25 protein-coding genes and 1 pseudogene are annotated in these 20,918 nt (G+C 38.4%); 17 read left to right on the plus strand and 9 right to left on the minus strand.

What is annotated here, in order from left to right:
- The first annotated feature begins 489 nt into the window (after positions 1 to 489).
- Genes RT445_RS05975 through moaA form a run of 3 tightly spaced genes read left to right on the plus strand, consistent with a single transcriptional unit; the run spans position 490 to position 2,685 of the window.
- Complete coding sequence (locus RT445_RS05975; protein WP_274793430.1) at positions 490 to 837, plus strand: Na-translocating system protein MpsC family protein; 348 nt, start codon at positions 490 to 492, stop codon at positions 835 to 837.
- 12 nt (positions 838 to 849) lie between these two features.
- Positions 850 to 1,668, plus strand: a complete 819-nt coding sequence (fdhD, locus tag RT445_RS05980) for a formate dehydrogenase accessory sulfurtransferase FdhD (RefSeq protein WP_274793429.1) — start codon at positions 850 to 852, stop codon at positions 1,666 to 1,668.
- Positions 1,669 to 2,685 (plus strand): GTP 3',8-cyclase MoaA, encoded by a 1,017-nt coding sequence (gene moaA, locus RT445_RS05985; RefSeq protein ID WP_274793428.1) that lies wholly within the window; start codon positions 1,669 to 1,671, stop codon positions 2,683 to 2,685. It abuts the gene before it with no gap.
- 46 nt (positions 2,686 to 2,731) lie between these two features.
- On the opposite strand, the gene moaC is transcribed toward moaA, so the two are convergent.
- Genes moaC through RT445_RS06000 form a run of 3 tightly spaced genes read right to left on the minus strand, consistent with a single transcriptional unit; the run spans position 2,732 to position 4,288 of the window.
- A complete protein-coding gene (gene moaC, locus RT445_RS05990; protein ID WP_274793427.1) occupies positions 2,732 to 3,214 on the minus strand; it encodes a cyclic pyranopterin monophosphate synthase MoaC in 483 nt (160 codons plus the stop codon).
- Positions 3,207 to 3,797 (minus strand): molybdenum cofactor guanylyltransferase, encoded by a 591-nt coding sequence (gene mobA, locus RT445_RS05995; RefSeq protein ID WP_274793426.1) that lies wholly within the window; start codon positions 3,795 to 3,797, stop codon positions 3,207 to 3,209. Before mobA ends, moaC begins: the two co-directional genes overlap by 8 nt.
- Entirely contained in the window at positions 3,794 to 4,288 is a 495-nt protein-coding gene (locus tag RT445_RS06000) for a MogA/MoaB family molybdenum cofactor biosynthesis protein (RefSeq protein ID WP_274793425.1), read from the minus strand. The genes mobA and RT445_RS06000 overlap by 4 nt, the downstream gene beginning before the upstream one ends.
- Before the next feature lie 108 nt (positions 4,289 to 4,396).
- Here RT445_RS06000 and RT445_RS06005 point away from each other — a divergent pair, with 108 nt between their 5' ends.
- The 5 genes from RT445_RS06005 to moaD are packed head-to-tail and all read left to right on the plus strand — an operon-like array spanning position 4,397 to position 7,906.
- Positions 4,397 to 5,413: a thiazole biosynthesis adenylyltransferase ThiF gene (locus RT445_RS06005; RefSeq protein WP_313470113.1), complete on the plus strand. Its 1,017-nt coding sequence runs from the start codon at positions 4,397 to 4,399 to the stop codon at positions 5,411 to 5,413.
- Positions 5,414 to 5,426: 13 nt separating this feature from the next.
- Entirely contained in the window at positions 5,427 to 6,716 is a 1,290-nt protein-coding gene (locus RT445_RS06010; RefSeq protein ID WP_274793423.1) for a molybdopterin molybdotransferase MoeA, read from the plus strand.
- Positions 6,680 to 7,204 (plus strand): molybdopterin-guanine dinucleotide biosynthesis protein B, encoded by a 525-nt coding sequence (gene mobB, locus RT445_RS06015; RefSeq protein ID WP_274793422.1) that lies wholly within the window; start codon positions 6,680 to 6,682, stop codon positions 7,202 to 7,204. The genes RT445_RS06010 and mobB overlap by 37 nt, the downstream gene beginning before the upstream one ends.
- Positions 7,201 to 7,680 (plus strand): molybdenum cofactor biosynthesis protein MoaE, encoded by a 480-nt coding sequence (locus RT445_RS06020; protein WP_274793421.1) that lies wholly within the window; start codon positions 7,201 to 7,203, stop codon positions 7,678 to 7,680. The genes mobB and RT445_RS06020 overlap by 4 nt, the downstream gene beginning before the upstream one ends.
- Positions 7,673 to 7,906: a molybdopterin converting factor subunit 1 gene (gene moaD / locus RT445_RS06025; protein WP_274793420.1), complete on the plus strand. Its 234-nt coding sequence runs from the start codon at positions 7,673 to 7,675 to the stop codon at positions 7,904 to 7,906. Before RT445_RS06020 ends, moaD begins: the two co-directional genes overlap by 8 nt.
- Positions 7,907 to 7,943: 37 nt before the next feature.
- Here the strand turns inward: moaD and modB are convergent, their stop codons facing one another.
- The gene (gene modB, locus RT445_RS06030; protein ID WP_274793419.1) at positions 7,944 to 8,600 is read right to left on the minus strand and encodes a molybdate ABC transporter permease subunit; all 657 of its coding nucleotides are present in this window, start codon (positions 8,598 to 8,600) and stop codon (positions 7,944 to 7,946) included.
- A 2-nt stretch (positions 8,601 to 8,602) separates the two neighbouring features.
- Positions 8,603 to 9,391, minus strand: coding sequence for a molybdate ABC transporter substrate-binding protein (gene modA, locus RT445_RS06035; protein WP_274793418.1), 789 nt, complete (start codon positions 9,389 to 9,391; stop codon positions 8,603 to 8,605).
- Between the two features lie 162 nt (positions 9,392 to 9,553).
- On the opposite strand from modA, the gene RT445_RS06040 reads away from it, so the two are divergent.
- From RT445_RS06040 to RT445_RS06050, 3 genes are all read left to right on the plus strand, one after another.
- Positions 9,554 to 10,480, plus strand: coding sequence for a helix-turn-helix transcriptional regulator (locus RT445_RS06040; RefSeq protein ID WP_274793417.1), 927 nt, complete (start codon positions 9,554 to 9,556; stop codon positions 10,478 to 10,480).
- Positions 10,481 to 10,726: 246 nt separating this feature from the next.
- Complete coding sequence (locus tag RT445_RS06045) at positions 10,727 to 11,326, plus strand: trimeric intracellular cation channel family protein (protein ID WP_274793416.1); 600 nt, start codon at positions 10,727 to 10,729, stop codon at positions 11,324 to 11,326.
- A gap of 105 nt (positions 11,327 to 11,431) precedes the next feature.
- The gene (locus RT445_RS06050) at positions 11,432 to 12,133 is read left to right on the plus strand and encodes an SIR2 family NAD-dependent protein deacylase (protein WP_274793415.1); all 702 of its coding nucleotides are present in this window, start codon (positions 11,432 to 11,434) and stop codon (positions 12,131 to 12,133) included.
- Positions 12,134 to 12,162: 29 nt separating this feature from the next.
- Here RT445_RS06050 and RT445_RS06055 read toward each other — a convergent pair whose 3' ends face one another.
- From RT445_RS06055 to crcB, 3 genes are read right to left on the minus strand one after another with little or no spacing between them, the layout of a single operon-like run.
- Positions 12,163 to 12,510, minus strand: a complete 348-nt coding sequence (locus RT445_RS06055; protein WP_274793414.1) for a hypothetical protein — start codon at positions 12,508 to 12,510, stop codon at positions 12,163 to 12,165.
- A gap of 15 nt (positions 12,511 to 12,525) precedes the next feature.
- Positions 12,526 to 12,855: a fluoride efflux transporter FluC gene (locus RT445_RS06060; RefSeq protein WP_274793413.1), complete on the minus strand. Its 330-nt coding sequence runs from the start codon at positions 12,853 to 12,855 to the stop codon at positions 12,526 to 12,528.
- Positions 12,852 to 13,214, minus strand: a complete 363-nt coding sequence (gene crcB / locus RT445_RS06065) for a fluoride efflux transporter CrcB (RefSeq protein ID WP_274793412.1) — start codon at positions 13,212 to 13,214, stop codon at positions 12,852 to 12,854. Before crcB ends, RT445_RS06060 begins: the two co-directional genes overlap by 4 nt.
- A 948-nt stretch (positions 13,215 to 14,162) precedes the next feature.
- Here crcB and RT445_RS06070 point away from each other — a divergent pair.
- Together RT445_RS06070 and RT445_RS06075 are read left to right on the plus strand one after the other, a co-directional pair.
- Positions 14,163 to 15,905 carry an ABC transporter ATP-binding protein gene (locus tag RT445_RS06070; RefSeq protein ID WP_274793411.1) on the plus strand — a complete coding sequence of 581 codons (1,743 nt, stop codon included), beginning with the start codon at positions 14,163 to 14,165 and terminating at the stop codon, positions 15,903 to 15,905.
- Positions 15,902 to 17,635 (plus strand): ABC transporter ATP-binding protein, encoded by a 1,734-nt coding sequence (locus tag RT445_RS06075; protein ID WP_274793410.1) that lies wholly within the window; start codon positions 15,902 to 15,904, stop codon positions 17,633 to 17,635. The genes RT445_RS06070 and RT445_RS06075 overlap by 4 nt, the downstream gene beginning before the upstream one ends.
- A gap of 49 nt (positions 17,636 to 17,684) precedes the next feature.
- Here RT445_RS06075 and RT445_RS06080 read toward each other — a convergent pair whose 3' ends face one another.
- Positions 17,685 to 18,053: a hypothetical protein gene (locus RT445_RS06080; RefSeq protein ID WP_312506479.1), complete on the minus strand. Its 369-nt coding sequence runs from the start codon at positions 18,051 to 18,053 to the stop codon at positions 17,685 to 17,687.
- A gap of 231 nt (positions 18,054 to 18,284) precedes the next feature.
- Between RT445_RS06080 and RT445_RS06085 the strand changes: the two genes are divergently transcribed.
- From RT445_RS06085 to RT445_RS06100, 4 genes and pseudogenes are all read left to right on the plus strand, one after another.
- On the plus strand, positions 18,285 to 18,788 hold the full coding sequence (locus RT445_RS06085) for an RNA polymerase sigma factor (RefSeq protein WP_274793408.1): 504 nt from the start codon (positions 18,285 to 18,287) through the stop codon (positions 18,786 to 18,788).
- Positions 18,781 to 19,782: an anti sigma factor C-terminal domain-containing protein gene (locus tag RT445_RS06090; protein WP_274793407.1), complete on the plus strand. Its 1,002-nt coding sequence runs from the start codon at positions 18,781 to 18,783 to the stop codon at positions 19,780 to 19,782. The genes RT445_RS06085 and RT445_RS06090 overlap by 8 nt, the downstream gene beginning before the upstream one ends.
- Before the next feature lie 149 nt (positions 19,783 to 19,931).
- A complete protein-coding gene (locus tag RT445_RS06095; protein ID WP_274793406.1) occupies positions 19,932 to 20,687 on the plus strand; it encodes an SDR family NAD(P)-dependent oxidoreductase in 756 nt (251 codons plus the stop codon).
- Between the two features lie 24 nt (positions 20,688 to 20,711).
- Positions 20,712 to 20,918: pseudogene (locus tag RT445_RS06100) on the plus strand (MarR family winged helix-turn-helix transcriptional regulator); the annotation flags it as partial.

The following is a 20,918-nucleotide window of genomic DNA, read 5'->3' on the forward strand; positions in this document are numbered from 1 at the left end:
TTATTTCTGAAAAGTTTGTCTTGTTATCATTGTAATTCCCAATGGTTCTTAAAAGCTACCTCAAAATAGGTAAATTGCTAGATCGTAACAACTTAGCAAAGTCTTTGTTGTGAAAAAATAAAAAAATCCACCATGAAATCGCACGTCTAAGACATGCTAATGATTCATGGTGGATAAAATTCTTAGCAGGCCTTGCTAAAAACTCAATCTACTTTTATTTTTATACAATAGAATTCAAATATTAAAAACACTATGCTTTATATGACATAGGGAACAAAATACATCAATTCCATTTGTGATATAAATGATTATAGCCCTTTCCTTCAAAATGAACAATATTTATCATAAAATTTATTAAATGAGAATTGTTATCAAGAAATATTTTCTCTTTTATTTTTTTTCATGTTGCTATATCATTAACAAACTGTAAGGGTGACCCTCATCTCAATTTACTAAAAAATGTTAAAATACGATAGGAGAATCATTGCTATGTCTAAAAAAGTACATGAATTTAATGACATGATTCGAAAGTTGCGTAAGGAATTATTCGGTAAAGGACCAGAGCGTATCCATACCGTTTTTGTTGAAAATATGGCTGTATCTACTTTGTATGGAAATATTACCCCAACAGAAAAATTCATTGCCAGTACACCTGAAGGGTTAAAAATGGTACATGCTGCAAGAACAAGTATGATTCAAGATTTATATACGCAATCACCGCCAGAGGGAATGGAAGAATTGATGGGCAGTAAATTGCTTCACTTATTTTCAGATATAAAAATCGAAGAGGATTTTGCGATTTCCGTCTTTGTTTTTGAAAAGAACATCAGTGAGTAGGGGGAATGCCTGATGGATCGAGCGGTAACACGAAAAATTGTCCGTGTGGAAGGGCAGCAAGTAAAAGAAATAGATGATTTGATTGTCTCAGAATACGCTGTTACAGTAAAAATTAATCAGCAAGAATTTGTTACGATGGTGTGTACACCAGAGTATGTGGAAGATATGGTCATCGGTTATTTAGCTTCGGAGCGAGTTATTCGTAGCTATGAGGATATTGAGGAAATTTGGCATCAAGAGAAGGAAGGCTTTGTCCATATAAAAACTAAGCATGTCAATCCCTATTATCAGCAGACGCAAAACAAACGTTATATTACCTCTTGCTGTGGTATGAGTCGACAGGGCTTTGTGTTTACCAATGATGCATTAGTAGCGAAAAAAATGGAAGACGTTCATGTGCAAATAACAACAGAGGATTGCTTCCGTTTAATGCATGCGATGCAGGATGGGGCTGATATTTTTAAGAAAACAGGTGGTGTGCATAATGCCGCACTTTGTGATGTCCATGGCATCGTTTTAACCCGTATGGATATTGGACGACATAATGCTTTAGATAAAATTTACGGCTATTGTCTTCGCCATCATATTCGTATGCAAGATAAGGTTATCGTCTTTAGTGGGCGAATATCGTCGGAGATTCTTTTGAAAGTATCCAAAATTGGCTGTGAAATCGTTTTATCTAAATCAGCACCAACAGAATTAGCCTTGCAATTGGCCGAACAGCTAGGTATTACAACAGTGGGCTTTATTCGCCAGGATTCATTGAATATTTATACACATCCACAACGCATCCTATTACCAACTCAGAATGCACTGAAAGAAGGAGATTAGATGACGGATCTACAAGACCAACTTCACAGACCGTTAAGAGATTTAAGAATATCCGTGACAGATCGCTGTAATTTTCGCTGTCGCTATTGTATGCCAGCAGAAGTGTTTGGTCCAGATTACGCATTTTTACCGTCTGATAAAATATTAAATTTTGACGAGATTGAACGTTTAGTAAAAATTTTTGTGTCGTTAGGCGTTAAAAAGATACGTATTACAGGTGGAGAGCCACTGCTCAGACGGGATTTACCCGAATTAATCGCACGAATTAACCACATAGACGGTGTAGAAGATATTGCCTTAACAACAAATGGTTCATTATTAAAAAAATATGCCCAGCCACTGGCAAAGGCAGGATTATCCCGAGTTTCAATTAGTTTAGATTCACTCAATGATGAACGTTTTTTCGAGATGAATGGCCATCGAGGAAAGGTATTAACGGTGTTAGAGGGAATTGAAAAGGCAGCAGAAGCGGGTTTACAAGTAAAGATAAATATGGTTGTTCAAAAAGGCAAGAATGATCAAGATATTGTCACAATGGCTCAATTTTTTAAAGAAAAACAGCATATTCTACGCTTTATTGAATATATGGACGTAGGTAATTCGAATGGTTGGCGATTAGATGATGTAGTATCTAAAAAAGACATCATTGAGCAAATTCATTCGTTTTCTCCGATACAGCCAGTAGCTCCAAATTACAAAGGGGAAGTAGCAACGCGTTATCAGTATCAAGACGCACAGGGGGAAATTGGTGTCATCTCATCTGTGACGGATTCCTTCTGTTCCACATGTTCTCGTGCGCGTCTCTCTGCAGAAGGAACATTATACACTTGTTTATTTGCTACAGAAGGTACAGATTTAAGAGATTTATTGCGTTCAGGGCAAAATGATGCGGCCATTATGGACTGTATTACAACTGTTTGGACAAAAAGAAATGATCGCTATTCTGATGAACGCAATGAACAAACAATGGCAAAGAGGAAACATGCAAAAATCGAAATGTCTCATATAGGAGGGTAGAGCATAAAACAGAAAAAATCGGCAAAATGATGCCGAATTTTTCTGTTTATTTATGCACAAAAGTGCCACTTTTTCCACCTGTTTTTTCAACAAGGTAGGTTTCTTTAATGACCATTGTTTTATCAACGGCTTTACACATATCATAAAAAGTTAATGCAGCAATTGACACAGCAGTAAGGGCTTCCATTTCAACACCTGTTTTCCCGCTACATTTAACAGTAGCTTGAATATGGAGCTCATAGCCATGTTCTGCTTTTTCATAGTCAAATTGGAAATCTGTGCCTTGAAGCATGATGGGATGGCACATAGGAATGATATCGGCCGTTTTTTTTGCACCCATAATCCCTGCAATTTGAGCAACTTGTGTCGGATCACCTTTTTTAATGCCACCTTGTTGAATGGCTTCATAGACGGCATCAGATAAAGTAATCGTACTGCGAGCAATGGCTATACGTGTTGTGACTTCTTTTGCTGATATATCGACCATTTTGGGACGACCTTCCTCGTTCCAGTGTGTGAAATTATTCATTGTTAGACTCCTTTTTACTAGTTTGTGACCAATCTTGTTGGGCATTGATATTGATAAATGTTAGGCAATTGTCCTCAAAAGGGACATAGCAAACACGAACTTGCTCTAACAGCACTTTCATACTGCGTTTGTTTTGCTCCGTTAACTGTTGCGCCTTTGGTAAAGCAGTGCGCCGATATAATGCAGCTAATGGTTGATCGCGTTGGGCTTGTCTAGGAACAATAGCATCATATTCGTCATTAATTTTACTAAGCATTTTCTCAATAAAATCTGCATTCATATAAGGCATATCGCTCGCTACAACAAAGAACCATTCTACATCAGGATTGGCTTTCATTAAATGGTGCAGGGCAAAAAGAGGTCCTTGATGTGGCTGCTCTTCGATAACCCATTGGACATCTTCCTGCTCAAACATCTGTTGTAGGTGTGCGTTCGTAGCAATGATGAGAGGATCTAGCTGATTTTTTTGTAAGGCTATGAGACTATGTTTATATAAAGGCTGCCCAGCAAACAGTTCAAACATTTTAGGCTGACCATAGCGAGAGGATAGCCCGCCAGCTAACACAACACCTGCTATTTTCATAAGCGATTCAACTCACCGACAAAATGTTGGACTGTTGGAACAATAAGCTTTGTCATAGCTAGTGTCACTGCATTGGTGGAACCGGGTAATACATAGATAGCTGTTTGCTGACGGCTACCAGCTGTTGCCCGACTAAACATTGCTTTTGGACCAATTTCTTCAAAACTAAGTGTTCGAAACAACTCACCAAATCCCATCATTTCCTTTTCAAAAAGCGGCAGAATGGTGTCATAGGTTTGGTCTCTTGGTGTAAATCCTGTTCCACCTGTGACAATAACGGTATTGATTGTCGGATCACTGCACCAATTCTTCACATGCATGGCGATATCCTGTGGTTCATCCTTTGTTAGTTGATAGTCTCTTACTTCAAATGTAGCTTCTTGAAGCAAGGATTGAATACGCTGACCTGCATGATCATCTGCCTTTGTGCGTGTGTCACTAACGGTTAAAATTGCAACTTGAATGGGTTGCTGGTGATGTGTGGGATGCACAGTAAAAGACCTCCTTCATTCGTGTTTTACTGAAAAACATTGCTTTTATTATAATGCTATAAAGCAAAAGGTCAAACGAAAATTCATAGAAAGAAAGGCCCCATTGTTATGCAAAATAGATATTCTAGACAACAATTATTTAATTCTATCGGACAAGCAGGGCAGCAGTCCATCCAGCAAAAACATGTCCTCATTATAGGTGCGGGTGCATTGGGAAGTGCTAGTGCAGAAGCTCTTGTCCGTGCTGGTGTTGGTAAGCTGACGCTCATTGATCGTGATTATGTAGAATGGAGTAATTTACAAAGACAGCAATTATATACAGAACAAGATGCACAGGAAAAATTACCGAAAGTGATTGCTGCCAAAACAAGGCTCCAAAGTATCAACAAAGAGGTAGATATTCATGTCGCCATAATGGATGCTTGTACAGAGTCACTTCTGCCATTATTAGTAGGTGTCGATGTCATGGTTGATGCAACAGATAATTTTGATGTCCGCTTTGTGATGAATGATCTTGCACAAAAGCATCGAATTCCATGGGTGTATGGCTCTTGTGTTGGTAGCTATGGTGCGACCTATACGATTGTACCAGGTACAACACCTTGTTTGCATTGCTTGTTAAAGGTTATGCCCCATACAGGAATGACGTGTGATACGGTAGGAATTATTAGTCCAACAGTTCAGATCGTTGCTGCCTATCAAGTAGCAGAGGTTTTAAAGCTACTCGTTGGTGATGAAAAGGCCTTACGAAAAAGCTATTTAACATTTGATGTTTGGCAAAATCAACATTATGAAATCAATGTGGAAAAAATAAGGCAGGAGGATTGTCCCTCTTGTGGTAGCAAACCAATCTATCCTTATTTATCCTATGAATATCAAACGAAATTAGAGATTCTTTGTGGACGAGATGCAGTACAAATACGACCTCCGAAGCCGATTTATTATCAGTTGGAGCAGCTAGCCAACCAGCTTCGTCCCTACGGTGAAATTCAAAAAAATCCTTACTTGCTATCATGTCAAGCCGAGGATTATCGAATCGTTATTTTTCAAGATGGTCGTGTCGTTATACATGGAATACAAGATATACAAAAAGCTAAAAGCATTTACTATCGTTTATTAGGTTAAAGGAGTGTACCGAATGGTAGAAAAAAGACAACCAATTCCTGTGGCAGAAGCTGTTCATCGTGTAATGGATTATGCCTTTCAAGCAAAAAAGGAGCTTGTGCCATTAACGCACGTTCATGGACGTTTTATAGCAGAAGCTATTCGAGCTGACCATGATGTACCTGCCTTCGATCGTTCCCCTTATGATGGATATGCTATTCGTTCTATTGATAGCCGAGAAGCTTCCTCGCAGCAACCAGTCCGTTTTCAGGTCGTTGGGGAAATTGGTGCAGGCTATGTCTATGACGAGGTTGTTGGCGAACGACAAGCTGTCCGTATTATGACAGGTGCGCCTATACCACAAGGGTGTGATGTAGTTGTGATGCTGGAATTAACGTATACGTTTGAGGAAAATGACCAAAAGTATATGTCAATTAAACGGTCATTTGAGGCGGGTACCAATATATCCTACAAGGGAGAAGATGTGCAGCAAGGTGCCATCCTCATTGAACGAGGGCAATATATTAACCCAGGAGTCATGGCCTTACTCGCTACTTTTGGTTATGAGCAAGTGCCTGTTTATCGTAGACCTGTCATTGGTGTGATTGCTACTGGTAGCGAATTACTAGAGCCAGGTGAACCTTTACAGCCTGGTAAAATTCGAAATAGTAATGCGTATATGATGATGGCTCAAATTGAACGTGCTGGCGCAGAAGTAAAATATTTCGGCAAATTAAGCGATGATCTCAATTTATGTATTGAGCATGTGGAAAAAGCCTTACAGGAAGTCGATGTTCTCATTACAACGGGTGGCGTTTCTGTAGGTGATTATGATTACTTACCAGCCATTTATGAAGCGATCGATGCAAAGGTATTGTTTAATAAAATAGCAATGCGCCCAGGTAGTGTGACAACGGTAGCGGCTCGCAGGGGACAATTACTATTTGGACTTTCTGGTAATCCTTCAGCTTGCTATGTAGGCTTTGAGCTATTTGTACGCCCAATTATTCGTACTGCATGTGGCAATCAAAAACCACATTTACGTCGAGAGCAAGCGATTTTAGGAGCAGATTTTACAAAGCCTAATCCATTTACACGCTTCGTACGAGCGAGTGCCTACTATGAAAAAGGTCAGTTAGTTGCTGTCCCATCTGGGTTTGATAAATCAAGTGCGGTGTCATCTTTAGCGACAGCCAATGCTTTTATCGTTTTACCGGGTGGCTCACGGGGCTATGAAAAAGGGATGTCAGTAGCAGTCCTATTGTTAGAAGATAAACAAGGAAGTGAGTGGCCTTGGGACAAAATCGAAAAATCCTACAGATAGTTGGCTATCAAAATAGTGGAAAGACGACATTAATGGAGCAACTGATCAAGCAAGCTACAGCAGCAGGACTACGAGTAGGGACCATTAAGCATCATGGACATGGTGGAGTACCACACGTAGATGCTTCGAAGGATAGTGGTCGTCATGAGAAGGCGGGAGCAGATGTCACGGCAGTTGCGGGAGCAGGTACTTTACGGATGAGTATTCACCAAAATCATTGGCATCTGGCTGAAATACTAGAAATGTATGCATCCTTTCCACTGGATGTCATTCTAATTGAAGGCTATAAAAAAGAACATTATCCGAAGATCGTGCTCTTACGAACAGCACAGGATGAAGCTTTACTACAACAAGTTTCTAATATTATTTGTGTGCTCTATTGGCCAAGCTATCCACTTGATTCGTCACTAGCTATTCCAGCCTTTTCAATTCATGAAGAAGCACAGTATATGAAGTTTTTATGGAAGGAAATGAGGAAACCATCATGACGTCAGCATTATTTGAAATTATTGATAAACCTATTGATGTAGAGGAAGTAAGACAAAAAGTACTTAATCGAAATGCTGGGGCTATTACACTTTTCATTGGCACCGTGCGTGAAATGACGAATGGTAAAAAAACATTGCATTTAGAGTATCAAGCCTATCCTGCTATGGCAATTAAAATGTTTGAACAGATTGCAAAGGAAATACAAGAACAATGGTCAGAAGTGAAAGTGGCCATCACCCATCGTGTAGGTCATTTAGCTATTTCGGATATCGCTGTAGTCATTGCTGTTTCATCACCACATCGTAAAGTGGCCTATAGGGCGAATGAATATGCGATTGACCGCATAAAGCAAATTGTGCCGATATGGAAAAAAGAACATTGGGAGGACGGGACTGAATGGATTGGCGATCAATTAGAAAATGTCCCTTATCCGCAAGGAAAACCTGCCATTCAGGAGGAGGAAAAGTGTGATTAATATTTTATTATTTGCTCACTTACAGGAAGTAGTTGGGAAATCGAAGCTCACGGTAGAGCTCTCAGATGTGTCGGTTGCTCAATTGAAAGAGTGGATGGAACAGCAGTATCCGGAGCTATCATTACAACAAATGATGACAGCCATTAACGAGGAATTTGCGACAGATACAACGATTATCAACTCGGGTGACACGATCGCTTTTATACCACCAATCAGTGGGGGGTGACTGAAAAGAGGTAGTTGGTTGTAACCAACTACCTCTTTTATACTTTCAGGAGATGAATGCTAAGAAGCATAATAAAAGAAATGGCAACCATACACAAAACCCATGTCCAGGCAAGTGTCATGTTCCCTGAATCAAGCGCCATATAAATTGCAAGTGGGGTTGTTTGTGTCTTCCCTGGAATATTTCCCGCAAACATTAGAGTTGCTCCAAACTCACCCAAAGCTCTTGTAAAACTTAAAATTCCACCAGATACTAGTGACTTTAATGCGAGGGGAATGGACACATATAGAAAGACCTGCCATTCATTTGCGCCATCCATACGTGCCGCGTTTTCGATATCTTTTTCAACAGAGGCAAAGCCAGTTTTAGCGGACTGATACATTAATGGAAAAGCGACGATTGTAGAAGCAATGACGGCTGCCCACCAAGTGAACATGACTGGCTGATCAAAAAGCCACACAATTAAATTGCCTAGCATACTATTTTTTCCGAACAAAACAATAAGCAGGAAACCTACTACAGTAGGGGGTAAAACAAGTGGCAGCAATAACAAGGTTTCAAGCACTACTTTACCTTTAAAATGACGTGTAGCCATCCATTTGCCTATTAGAATACCTGCTACTATCGCCATTATTCCTGCGACAAAGGCAATCTCTATCGAAAGCTTGAGCGGAGACCAGAAATCAACGCTCATCTTTATTGGACTCCTTTAAATCCATATTTTTTAAAGACACTTATGGCCTCATCCGTCTGTAAAAATTGATAAAAATTTTCCGCCTCGTTAGTATGCTTACTAGCTTTTAGGACACCTACAGGATAAATAATCGGCGCGTGCATACCCTGATCCGCAGTGGCAACGATATCGACTTTATCGGAGACAAGGGCATCTGTTCGATAAACGATTCCAGCATCCACATTTTCTGTTTCGGTATAAGTAAGGACTTGCCGCACATCTTTTGTGTAGACCACTTTCGATTCAAGTAGATCCCAAAGCTGCATATTTTTTAATGTGTCCACACCATACTGCCCAGCAGGTACGGTTTCGGGTGTACCAAGCGCTAATTTCCCTGCTTGCTGTAGATCTTCAAAGGAATGAATTTGTTTCGCATTATGTTTAGGAACGACTAATACTAATTCGTTTGCTAATAAATTGATTCCTTGCTGTCGATCAATCATTCCTTCTTCTACAAGGGTATCGAATTTATCCTCTGCTGCTGACAAGAAAAGATCTACAGGAGCACCCTGTAAAATTTGTTGTTGCAGTGCACCTGAACCACCAAAGTTAAAGTGGATTTTGATGGATTCATGTTCTTTTTCATAAATTGTTTGAAGTTCTTTTAAGGCATCCTGTAAACTAGCTGCCGCAGAAATTGTTAATTCAACAGGATTATTTGCTGAGACCTCATTTTCTTGGCTACTACAGCCAGCTAATAGACCTCCTAGTATAAACACTGTTGCAAAGAAACTATAAAAGTATTTTCTCATGATGATGGTACTCCTTTTATAACTCGTTATAACAAGACATAACCAATTATAATAAGACATAAGTAAAAAGGAAAGATAGGATTGCTAGAAAACTTCAAGATGTTCATCAGACAATAAATACGTTACCATGTAAAAAGAGGCTTATAGGAGGAGAACTTTTACATGTCACAAGAACAATCCTATACGATTGAAGAAGTCGCACAATTATTAAAGGTTTCAAAATTAACAGTTTATGATTTGGTGAAAAAAGGAGATTTGCCCGTTTTCCGTGTCGGCCGGCAAATGCGGGTAGATCGTATGGACTTGCAAGCCTATATTCAAAAACGTAAAACAGGTACAACTCAAAAAGTGCCCGTGCCAAAGATAGGCAATCAAGCAAAACAATATCCTAAAATTATTATTAGTGGACAGGATTTAGTGTTGGATTTATTAGCAAAATATATTGAGAAAAGACAATCGATTAAAGTATTACGTTCCCATGAAGGTAGCTTTAATGGTGTCATGGCGTTGTATAACGGAGAATGTGATATTGCGAGTTTACATATGTTTGATGGTGATACAGGAGACTATAATACACCCTATGTAAAAAAGATTTTTGTGAGCCATCCTTTCATACTTTTCAATGTCATTTCACGTCGAGCAGGTTTCTATGTTCAAAAAGGAAATCCGTTGCAACTTCAATCATTTGAAGATTTTAAGACTACAGCGTGTAAGCTAATCAATCGTGAGAAGGGCTCGGGTGCTCGGACTTTATTAGATGAACAATTGCGAATTCACCACATCTCACCATCCACTATTGAGGGGTACCATAACGAAGAAATGAGTCATCTTGATGTTGCCTCTGCTGTAGCAAATGGTCATGCAGATGTTGGAATAGGAATTGAAAAAATGGCTAAGCTCATTAATGTCGATTTTATACCTGTAGTAACAGAGCGTTATGACATTGTGTTATTCAAATCACCTGAAAATCAACCATTAATTGATCTAGTGAAGGAAATTTTGACTGCACCAGATTTTCAGGCGGAAGTGGCTGCTTTAGGAGATTATGATATTTCACAGATGGGTCAAGTCATGTATGAAACGTTGTAATCTAAAATTTTTCATTGAGTTTCCCTACAACATCGATTACAATTTTACTGGGAAATTGTATGGTCGTTGTGTTATTCCTACATTGCTCAACGTCAACACAATTTCTATATAATACATGGTGAGATGGATAAATTAGTAGATAAAACTGCTTAGATATTAGCCCGCCATAAAATAGTTTGCGATTTATATGCGCAACTATTTTATGGTGGGCTTTTTATATAGGCTAAAAAATAGGAGTTGAAACATGTGACTTGGTCAGTTTTACACATCATTGGTATTATTGCATACGCGATTAGCGGAGCATTTGTGGCTTTACAGGCCAACTATTCGTTTATTGGTATATTTGTGCTTGGTCTAACAACCTCTTACGGAGGTTCCATCATTCGCAACGTTGTCCTTGATATACCTGTGTCAGATATATGGGAGCGTCATTCCTTACTCGTTGTCCTCATCACGCTAACGACCCTTTTATTTATCAAAAGGGATTGGATACATCACTGGAACCGATGGGGATATTTCTTTGATTCGATTGGCCTTGCTTCTTTTGCTATACAAGGAGGGTTATTAGCAAAAAGCTTGAATCATGATCTAGGCATCATTATCATCGCTTCGATGTTTACAGGTGTGGGGGGAGGAATGATTCGTGATTTATTAGCTGGTCGAACGCCACTTGCATTAAGAGAAGAAATACATGCCGTATTGACTTTTTTATGTGCTCTTTGCATATGGGCACGGTGGAGCAGCCCTCTTGAGTTGTCGATAATCGTTATTGCCATCGTGCTCATTCGAATGTTATCTGTAAATAATAAATTAAAATGGGAGCGTCCTTTTAAACAATCTCACTAGCATGATGTGAAGTGGTGATAAAATAATCAACATTCACAGGAAAAATGGACTAATTGTCGAAGTAGGAGTAGATAACTTTTTCAATATGAATGGGGGAATGAAAATATGACAATAAAACGTTTAAGTGAATGGCTGCAAACATCAACGAACACGGTCATTTTAACAGGAGCGGGCATGTCAACAGAAAGTGGAATTCCAGATTTCCGTTCAGCATCGGGCTGGTGGAAAAATATTGATCCTCGAGCTGTAGCGACAACTGAGGCATTGACAGAAAATTATTCTTTATTTCATGAGTTTTATAAAATGCGCCTTGAAAATTTAGAAAAAGCAGCACCTCACGAAGGTCATCAAATTTTAGCGGATTGGGAACAAAGGGGAATCGTTTCATTAGTGGCTACTCAAAATGTGGATGGTTTTCATCAATTGGCAGGAAGTCAAAAAGTAGAGGAATTACATGGTTCGATACGTTCCATTCGTTGTCACCGTTGCCAGCAGGCGGCTTCCATGGAGCATTTCTTGAGCAAGGCTAGTTGCAGTCATTGTGGTGGCAAACTTCGTCCAAATGTCGTTCTATTTGGAGAAAGTCTACCGCAAATTAGCTGGCACACGTCAATGGAGGCGATTAAAAAGGCTGAACTTGTCCTTGTCTTAGGAACAAGCCTTGAGGTATACCCCGTAAACCAGCTGCCGATGATGACAAGTGGGAAAACCGTTTATATTAATTTAGATATGTCGCAGCATGCAACGCCATTCGATTTAAAAATAGAGGGGAAAATAAAAGAAGTGTTGCAACAATTAGAAGTGTAAAAAGGCGCCCTTGCGAAAACAAGTGGCGCCTAAAACATTTGCGGTAAAAATTCCTTTGTGAATCGTTGATTTTTACGTAGCCATATTTTTAAAATCATCCGATGTGTTAGCAGTCTATGCCTTTTATTTGGCCTTTCCTTTGCTTCTAGTAAGCTTTGAAGTAGAATACAAGTTTCAGTTGCAAAAGCTTCAGTCTCCACGAGAATATCGAGCTTGTAATCGATGAGCTGAGCTGCCTGGACCTTAGTAAGGAGTTGAGCAAATCGCGTATTCATAGCTGCATAATTTTCTTCTAATTCTAGATCGATCAGTTCGTAAAGTGTATGTTCTATTTCAACTTCAAGTTCTTGTAGTAGTTCATTTAATGGCTGTGTCAAAAAATATCACCTCTTTTACACTACTAGATAACCAATAACAGCAAACAATATGCCAACTAACACGGTACTAACGATATAGCTAATGACCTGCCCCCATTTTTGCTGTTCAATCAGCTGGAGTGATTCAAATCCAAAAGTGGAGAATGTCGTATAGGCTCCTAAAAAGCCAATGCCAATCAGTTGCCATAACCAATCACTAAGCTGTAGAGCAAATACAAGTCCAAGTGCAAACGAACCTGTACTATTGATAATAAACGTTGCCCACGGGTATGGATGTGCTAGTAATTTACCTAGATAAAATCTTGTAAGAGCACCAAAGAATCCACCTATTCCTACAAAAATCATACTACATGCCCCCTAGCCACTCGAATTCCGAGCCATGCACAAGCTAGTCCACCTACGACACTAGCCACAACATAAAGTATAGCCTGAAGCCACTCGCCATTTTCTAGGAGTAATAGTGTATCTAAGGAAAATGTCGAAAAGGTGGTAAAGGCGCCACAAAAGCCCGTACCAATCCCAAGTACAATTGGTGTGCGCTTTGTAAAAGAAGTAAAAAGCCATGCTAAGCAAAAGCAACCAAGTAAATTGATAAACAGTGTCGTTAAAGGAAATGGTCCTGTATTTGGAATAATAACACTAAGACTATACCGACTAATGGCACCAAATATACCGCCAATTCCCACCGCTATAAATGACTTCAAAGTAAAGACCCCTAACTAAAAATGACTATAGTGAAAGTGTAGCATGAGTAGAAAATTTTAGAAATATTTCTACTCAACAACGCCAATCTATGTCCCTAAAACTAGCTTTTATCTGTATATAATGTTTAGAAGCTGTTTAGAAGGGAAGGGAAATTTTGATTTGGCTCTTTAATATATCAAAATATTAAATATGATGAAAGAGTTTTCATTTAAATAAGATTCTTAAAAACGTTGGCATGGCATTCGCCGTTTACGGAATACCCGTTAACGGCTTAACCGGAAACGGAAACCCCGCCACTACTAAGTAATAAATAACTAAATAATAAATAACTAATGATGATGATATATAAGGATTAGAAAGATGGAAGAAGATTGTGGCAAACATTGGCATCATTTTATGGCGTATTATCGGGGTATTTTTTATTGCATGTTTTTAATTTCAGCCTTTAGGTTAATGTAAGCAATCATCAATTATTGTAAAGTTATAGTCGATACTCGACTAACATATCTGCCTTTTGGTTCCATAAAGCAATTCAATGCTTTAAAGCGTTAACTATTTTCTAGGAATGATAAAAAATTACAGGAGGATAGTTGACAAATATTTCTATAGTGTGATAATCTTCAAGAACACTATAACAAATCAACCAAAGGAGGGCATGACAATGTTAATTTTACCAGTATCATATTCATTCACAGTTACATACATTGTCCATGCCTAACGTTTATTTAAGATTGCAGAAAAAGGTATGGATTCCGTTCTGCCTTTTATAAGAGACACATGCTCTTTGTAGGGTATGTGTCTTTTTTGGTGCCTAAAAAGGTTGTAGTGAAAATAAAAAAGGAGTGTATGTATATGCGAAACACAGTACAACGAATGATTTTCAAAAAGGAATTTCTTGAAAGTGGGTAGCTATCCGCAACAGCACGGAAGAAAGAGGGTTATGATGAATGTTTGACGTTTTAAGTAAATTAGGCTGGTTCTTTAAAAAATATTGGAAGCAATATACAGTTGCGATAGTGCTGCTGATGATTGCCAGTGGGCTGGAAGTTGTTCCTCCCTATTTGCTCGGTACTATTATCGATCTGTTGACTGCAGGAGAAATGACGCCAGCAATTTTAACAAAGTATATATTAATTTTCATTGGGATTATTATTGGGGGATATCTATTAAATTTTGTGTGGCAATTCCGACTATTTGAAGGGGCTATAAACCTGGAGAAAATTTTACGTCGCAATTTAATGCAGCATTTTTTACGGATGACCCCAACGTTTTATGAGAAAAACCGCACAGGGGATTTAATGGCACGTGCAACAAATGATTTAAATGCCGTCTCCTTAACAGCAGGCTTTGGTATTATGACGTTGATTGACTCAACGATTTATATGGGCTTTATCATTTTTGCGATGGGCTATATGATTTCGTGGAAGCTAACATTTTTTGCGATGTTGCCTGTACCTATAATGGCCATCCTAATTCAATATTTAGGGAAAATCGTTCATGAGCGCTATATGAAGGCACAAGATGCATTTGGTGAGCTGAACGATAGTGTACTTGAATCTGTAGCGGGCGTGCGAGTGGTGCGTGCCTATGTGCAGGAAAAAAAGGATGAGGCTAATTTCGCAGATATGAGTGAAACAGTCTATGCGAAAAATATTCATACAGCTAAAATTAACGCTTTATTTGGTCCAATAACAAAAGTTGGGACTGGGATTAGTTATGTTGTAGCGCTTGGCTATGGAGCTTACTTAGTGTCAACGGAGGCCATGACTGTTGGGCAACTGGTCACATTTAATGTCTATTTAGGGTTAGCTGTTTGGCCAATCTTCGCCATTGGAGAGTTAATCAATGTAATGCAGCAAGGGAATGCCTCACTTGATCGGGTGCAGGAAACATTGAACTATGAAGCCGATGTTCAAAATATTCCGAATCCACAAATGATTGCGACACCTAAAGCAATTGGTTTTGATGATTTAACATTCCAATATCCAATGAGTCAGGTGAAAAACCTACAGCAAATTTCACTATCATTAAAAAAAGGCCAAACGCTTGGCATTGTTGGTAAAACTGGAGCGGGGAAAACAACGTTCCTACGCCAATTATTACGAGAATATCCAATCGGTCAGGGTCAGCTTTTGATTGATGGTATCGATATTACGGCTCAAACGAAGGAACAGATTCTTGATTGGATTGGTTATGTACCACAAGATCATGTACTTTTCTCTCGTACTATCCGTGAAAATATATTATTTGGGAAAGAAGATGCGACCCAAGCTGAATTGCAGCAGGCCATTCGTGCCGCGTATTTTGAAAAAGATCTAGAAAACTTACCAATGGGTCTTGAAACACTTGTTGGGGAAAAAGGTGTATCTCTTTCAGGCGGTCAAAAACAACGTGTGTCTATTGCGCGTGCGTTGATTAAAGATCCTGAAATTTTAATGCTTGATGATTCGCTTTCCGCTGTCGACGCGAAGACAGAGGCAAGAATTATTGAAAATATTCAGCGTGAACGTCATGGTAAAACGACGATTATTACGACGCATCGCCTATCAGGCATCCAACATGCTGATGTCATTATCGTATTGGATGATGGGCAAATAGTAGAGCAGGGAACACATGAGGAACTTCTTTCACAACAAGGATGGTATAAAGAGCAATTTGACCGTCAGCAGCTAGAAGGAGGTGCCTCATGAGTACGAGTCAACGTTTAACTCGCTATGCGATGTATTTTAAAAAGCCAATACTTCTTGGCTTGTTCTTCCTAACAATCGCCGTTTTTACGGAGCTTGTTGGGCCATTTATTGCCAAACATATTATTGATCATTACATGACGATAGGTCATATTGAAATCAAACCGATAACATGGTTATTACTAGTTTATTTACTGTTAGCCATTGCAACAGCCATATTACGCTATTTTATGTATATTTATTTACAAATTGGCGCGAACCGCGTCATCCAAAAATTACGGAAAGATGTCTTTGAGCATATTCAAACTTTACCAATTCAGTACTTTGATAATTTGCCTGCAGGTAAAATTGTGGCGCGCGTAACAAATGATACAGAGGCGGTTCGTAATTTATATGTGCAGGTACTTTCCAATTTTGTAACGAGCTTTATTTCGATCATTGGCGTGTATATCGCACTCTTTATTTTAAATTGGAAAATGGCGATGCTTGCTTTAACAATGATTCCGATTGTTTACTTATGGATGATTTTATATCGAAAGTTTGCTTCAAAATATAATGACGTCATTCGTACGAAAATCGCAGATATAAACGCTATGATTAACGAATCCATTCAAGGTATGACAATTATTCAGGCGTTCCGTCGTGAGCAACAAATGACCAAGGAATTTGATGACATGAATAATGAGCATTATGCTTATGAACGTAAGCTACTAGTGCTTGACTCAGCCACTTCCTTTAACCTGGTGAATACGTTAAGGCTCATCATGTTTACGGTCTTTATTTTCTACTTTGGTACGCAATCATTTACAGCAACTCAAGTGATTTCCGCAGGGACATTATATGCGTTTGTCGATTATTTAACAAAGCTATTTAATCCGATCACGAATATTGTAAACCAATTTTCACAGCTTGAGCGTTCACTTATTGCTGGTAAACGTGTCTTTGAGGTACTAGATACGGATGGTGAGCCTGTTTCTGAAAAGAACTTACCAAGATATAAAGGAAATGTGGTCTTCGAAGATGTTTCCTTTGCTTATAAGGATAATGATTATGTATTGAAAAACCTATCATTTAAAGCGCATCAAGGTGAAACCATCGCTTTAGTTGGTCATACGGGCTCTGGGAAAAGTTCCATTATGAACTTACTATTCCGCTTCTATGATCCATCGAAAGGGAAAATCACAATCGATGGCATTGATATCACCTCTGTTCCTCGTCAAACGATGCGTGAACATATGGGGATTGTGCTACAGGACCCTTATTTATTTACAGGCACGATCGCCTCCAATGTGAGCTTAAACAACCCTAACATCTCACGTGAAAAAATTGATGCTTCTTTAAATGCAGTCGGAGGAGAACGTGTTTTAGCCAACTTACCAAATGGTTATGATGAGCCAGTTATTGAGAAGGGGAGTACGTTATCATCAGGACAACGTCAGTTGATTTCCTTTGCACGAGCACTTGCCTTCGATCCAGCGATTTTAATATTAGATGAAGCGACTTCGAATATTGATACGGAAACGGAAGAGATTATACAGCATGCCATGGACGTTCTTAAAAAAGGACGAACAACATTTATTATTGCCCATCGACTTTCTACAATTAAAAATGCGGACCGTATCCTTGTGCTTGATCGAGGGAAAATTGTTGAGAATGGTACACATGATGAGCTACTAGCCCTTGGCGGTATTTATGACAAAATGTATCAAATGCAAGCAAGTTCCTTACAGTAATACTGGATGAAAGAGCCCCACTTCATACATGGAAGTGGGGCTCTCTTGTTTATCTTACATATTTAAAGACATTCACAAAGAATAATAGGACGGACAGCGCTACAGCAATGCCACCACCTGATACAAATAATTCAAATAACCAGCGTGGTACATCAAGATAGACCATCATCATGCCAACAAGGAGGAATGGTAAACCAATATTATAAAGCCAAAATTGTGCCTTAGCGAGACCAGTTTCTGCAGCTTCTTTATACGTTGAATAAATTAAACCTATGAATCCAGTAGTCAGCCAACCTACCACACCGATATGAGCATGTGTCGCCTTCCATTGAAGTTGAACAGTATAATGCATAAACAGGCCAAAAGCAAAAACAATCAATAAATAAAAGACTGAAACCTTTATCCATTTAGCACCCATCATCCACAACTCCTTTCTTGAAAGTCTTTTTAGCTAGCTGCTACAGTATATTCTTGTCAAATTAAAAAGATGCTTGTGTAAATTTGAAAATAATTGTTGTTTGCAGGGGAAAAACCGAAATTTTTCATCAAGTTTGAAGATTATTATAGTCTTCTTTTCTATTGGGAATTTTCTTATAATATGTAAACTTTTTCTCGAGTTCTACGTTGTATAGGCAGAAGGGAGGTAGACATGGCAAAGCAATCATTGAATGAGTTTCTACAGCAAGTAGGAACTCTGTTATATCGTTATTTAAGAAAACGTGGATTAGCCCATGAGGATGCGGAAGATATCGTCCAAGATACTTGCTATAAGTTTTTATTACATAAAAATGGGATTCAGTCAGATAAAGCAATGAGCTGGTTATATCGCGTGGCAACCAACCAATTTTATGATCTCAAAAGAAAGGAAAAGCGCCATCCAACAACAGAATATGATGAATTTCAATTGACCTCATTAATAAATATTCCTGAATTTCAGGTTTTAAAAAAAGAAAAATTAAAGGACATAAGAGACACGCTTGACACGTTATCCATCTTGCATCAGGAAGTATTAATCCTCAAATATGAGCTGGGATTATCATATAAGGAAATTTCAGCATTAATGAATAAAAATGAAAACACTTTAAAAACGCATGTGAGACGAGCTAGGGAAGAATTTACTGTACGATTTAAGGAGGATATTTATTATGAATAAAGAACACCATAATTTTTTATTTGATGATAAACAAACGAAAAAAATAATGAGAAAGGCAAGGTTTTGGTCAACAATAAAAATGATTGGCATCACACTGATTGTTACGCCTATTGTTCTAATAGCATTTTGGTATGGTCTTAGACATTTATCGTTAAACAGTGCACAAAAAGTAAGTGATGACATTCATTTATTTAACGAAATAAGTGCTCCAAATGTTCAAATTAGTAATCAGAAATATGACGATAATTTACTCGGAGGAAAAATAATAACAACGACCTATAAGGTGCTCGGAGATCAGCATCGTCCCTATATTTGGACACCTATCGAAAGTGATTATAATTTATTTGGAACGCTTACACAAACTTACATTTCTAACTCTATCCAAATAGAAGGTTCAGAATCACTGGCAGAAACACATCAACTCGAACGGTTTAATGACTACACAGGTGATCGAGAAATGTTTTTTTACCATCCTAAGATTTCCTACGATCAATACAAAGATAAAATAAGTGAACTGAAACAATTGGAGAACAATACTTTAGTAGAATTAGCCATCTCTTTTGATAATGCCTATAGTTTTGATGAAATTAAAAGCAAGCTGCCCACTGAAGTGCAAGTAGATTGGTGGTGGGTGGATGCCTATACAGATGATACTTTAGATTTTTTTCAGCAAGGACAGAATACAATTCCAGCCAACTACCCATACATTTATGGTTTCCAATCAGAGCAATCAAAACCAAAACCTCGCCGTTCTTCAAGCAACGAGGTTGACACCTTTATTCGAAACATTGAGCTACTTCGGGAAAGTAAAAATTTTGAGTGGGAAACAAACGAGGTTTATCAAGCTTTAATAGGGGAAAATGGAAACTTGGAGACAAGTGATGTGAAAATAATTGGGGCAGTCGTAACTGGCACACCCGAGCAATTACAGTTATTACAAGGAAAATCCTATATTAAAGCATCTACTTTCGGGGTAATATCCAACCAAAAATAGAGAATGTAAGAGATCAAATAGTTCATTAAAAGGTAAAGCTTATTTTAGCCATTCATAAAATAAGCTTTTTCTGTGAAGTCTATTTAGTTTACAATTAAATAGTTTAATATTAAACTATTTGTAAATGAACAATAAGGAGATGTTGATAAATGACTAAACTACAAGATAAAGTAATTATCATTACTGGTGGTGCGGGTGGCATTGGTAGTGGAATGGCAAAAGCAATGGCAAAGGAAGGGGCCATCGTTACAATTGTTGATTTAAACAGGGAAGCCGGCGAGACAATGGAAAAAGAATTGCAAGCAATCTCTCCGAAATCTATGTTTTTGCAGGCAAATTTAATGGAACGCGATCATTTACCAAAAATTATTGATACAGTCGTAGAAAAATACGGTAAACTAGATGTGCTAGTTAATAACGCTCATGCTTCAAAACAAGTTACAATAGAAGAAATAACACAAGCAGATCTTGATTTATCATTTGGGACAGGCTTTTATCCAACCTTCTACTTAATGCAAGCAGCACTACCACACTTAAAAGAAACAAAAGGAAATATTATTAACTTTGCATCTGGTGCAGGCATACAAGGACATGAGACACAGGCAGCGTATGCAGCTGCTAAGGAAGCCATCCGAGGCATTTCTCGTGTAGCGGCAAATGAATGGGGTCGTTTTGGTATTAATGTTAATATCATTAGTCCACTTGCTGATTCACCAGGTGTTCAGGCATGGGCAAAAGCACAGCCAGAGTATTATGAAGCGGTTAGAAGTAAAATCCCGCTAGGTCGTTTCGGTAATGTTGAGCAAGATATCGGCCGTGTAGCTGTTTTCTTAGCATCCGATGATTCTCAATACATTACGGGTCAAACGATTATGGTGGATGGAGGTTCACTAATGCTTCATTAATTCTCGACGTTGAGGAGGATTTTTTTGAAACAGACAAATATTTTTAAACTGATTCATATGATTGAACAGGTGAATAATGCCAACATTATACGTTTTACAAAAGCGTTTCCATATCCTTTAGGGATTTCACCCATTTTAGTTTTAAATGAGCTACATGTGAAAGGCCCTCAAAAACAGGCAGAATTAGCTGAAACAATCGGCTATACAAAAGGAGCCATGACAAGCATTGCA

It is taken from the genome of Lysinibacillus sp., from assembly GCF_032093475.1.
GTDB lineage: Bacteria > Bacillota > Bacilli > Bacillales_A > Planococcaceae > Lysinibacillus > Lysinibacillus irui.

Bases quoted from the DNA above. Each gene is read 5' to 3' on its own strand.
- RT445_RS06095 (WP_274793406.1), top strand. From the start codon at position 19,932: ATGACTAAACTACAAGATAAAGTAATTATCATTACTGGTGGTGCGGGT.
- RT445_RS06020 (WP_274793421.1), top strand. From the start codon at position 7,201: ATGACGTCAGCATTATTTGAAATTATTGATAAACCTATTGATGTAGAG.
- RT445_RS06060 (WP_274793413.1), bottom strand. From the start codon at position 12,855: ATGATTTTTGTAGGAATAGGTGGATTCTTTGGTGCTCTTACAAGATTT.
- RT445_RS06075 (WP_274793410.1), top strand. From the start codon at position 15,902: ATGAGTACGAGTCAACGTTTAACTCGCTATGCGATGTATTTTAAAAAG.
- modA (WP_274793418.1), bottom strand. From the start codon at position 9,391: ATGAGAAAATACTTTTATAGTTTCTTTGCAACAGTGTTTATACTAGGA.
- RT445_RS06090 (WP_274793407.1), top strand. From the start codon at position 18,781: ATGAATAAAGAACACCATAATTTTTTATTTGATGATAAACAAACGAAA.
- RT445_RS06040 (WP_274793417.1), top strand. From the start codon at position 9,554: ATGTCACAAGAACAATCCTATACGATTGAAGAAGTCGCACAATTATTA.
- mobA (WP_274793426.1), bottom strand. From the start codon at position 3,797: ATGAAAATAGCAGGTGTTGTGTTAGCTGGCGGGCTATCCTCTCGCTAT.
- modB (WP_274793419.1), bottom strand. From the start codon at position 8,600: ATGAGCGTTGATTTCTGGTCTCCGCTCAAGCTTTCGATAGAGATTGCC.
- RT445_RS06010 (WP_274793423.1), top strand. From the start codon at position 5,427: ATGGTAGAAAAAAGACAACCAATTCCTGTGGCAGAAGCTGTTCATCGT.
- RT445_RS06085 (WP_274793408.1), top strand. From the start codon at position 18,285: ATGGCAAAGCAATCATTGAATGAGTTTCTACAGCAAGTAGGAACTCTG.
- moaC (WP_274793427.1), bottom strand. From the start codon at position 3,214: ATGAATAATTTCACACACTGGAACGAGGAAGGTCGTCCCAAAATGGTC.
- RT445_RS06070 (WP_274793411.1), top strand. From the start codon at position 14,163: ATGTTTGACGTTTTAAGTAAATTAGGCTGGTTCTTTAAAAAATATTGG.
- moaA (WP_274793428.1), top strand. From the start codon at position 1,669: ATGACGGATCTACAAGACCAACTTCACAGACCGTTAAGAGATTTAAGA.
- RT445_RS05975 (WP_274793430.1), top strand. From the start codon at position 490: ATGTCTAAAAAAGTACATGAATTTAATGACATGATTCGAAAGTTGCGT.
- fdhD (WP_274793429.1), top strand. From the start codon at position 850: ATGGATCGAGCGGTAACACGAAAAATTGTCCGTGTGGAAGGGCAGCAA.
- RT445_RS06005 (WP_313470113.1), top strand. From the start codon at position 4,397: ATGCAAAATAGATATTCTAGACAACAATTATTTAATTCTATCGGACAA.
- RT445_RS06080 (WP_312506479.1), bottom strand. From the start codon at position 18,053: ATGGGTGCTAAATGGATAAAGGTTTCAGTCTTTTATTTATTGATTGTT.
- RT445_RS06050 (WP_274793415.1), top strand. From the start codon at position 11,432: ATGACAATAAAACGTTTAAGTGAATGGCTGCAAACATCAACGAACACG.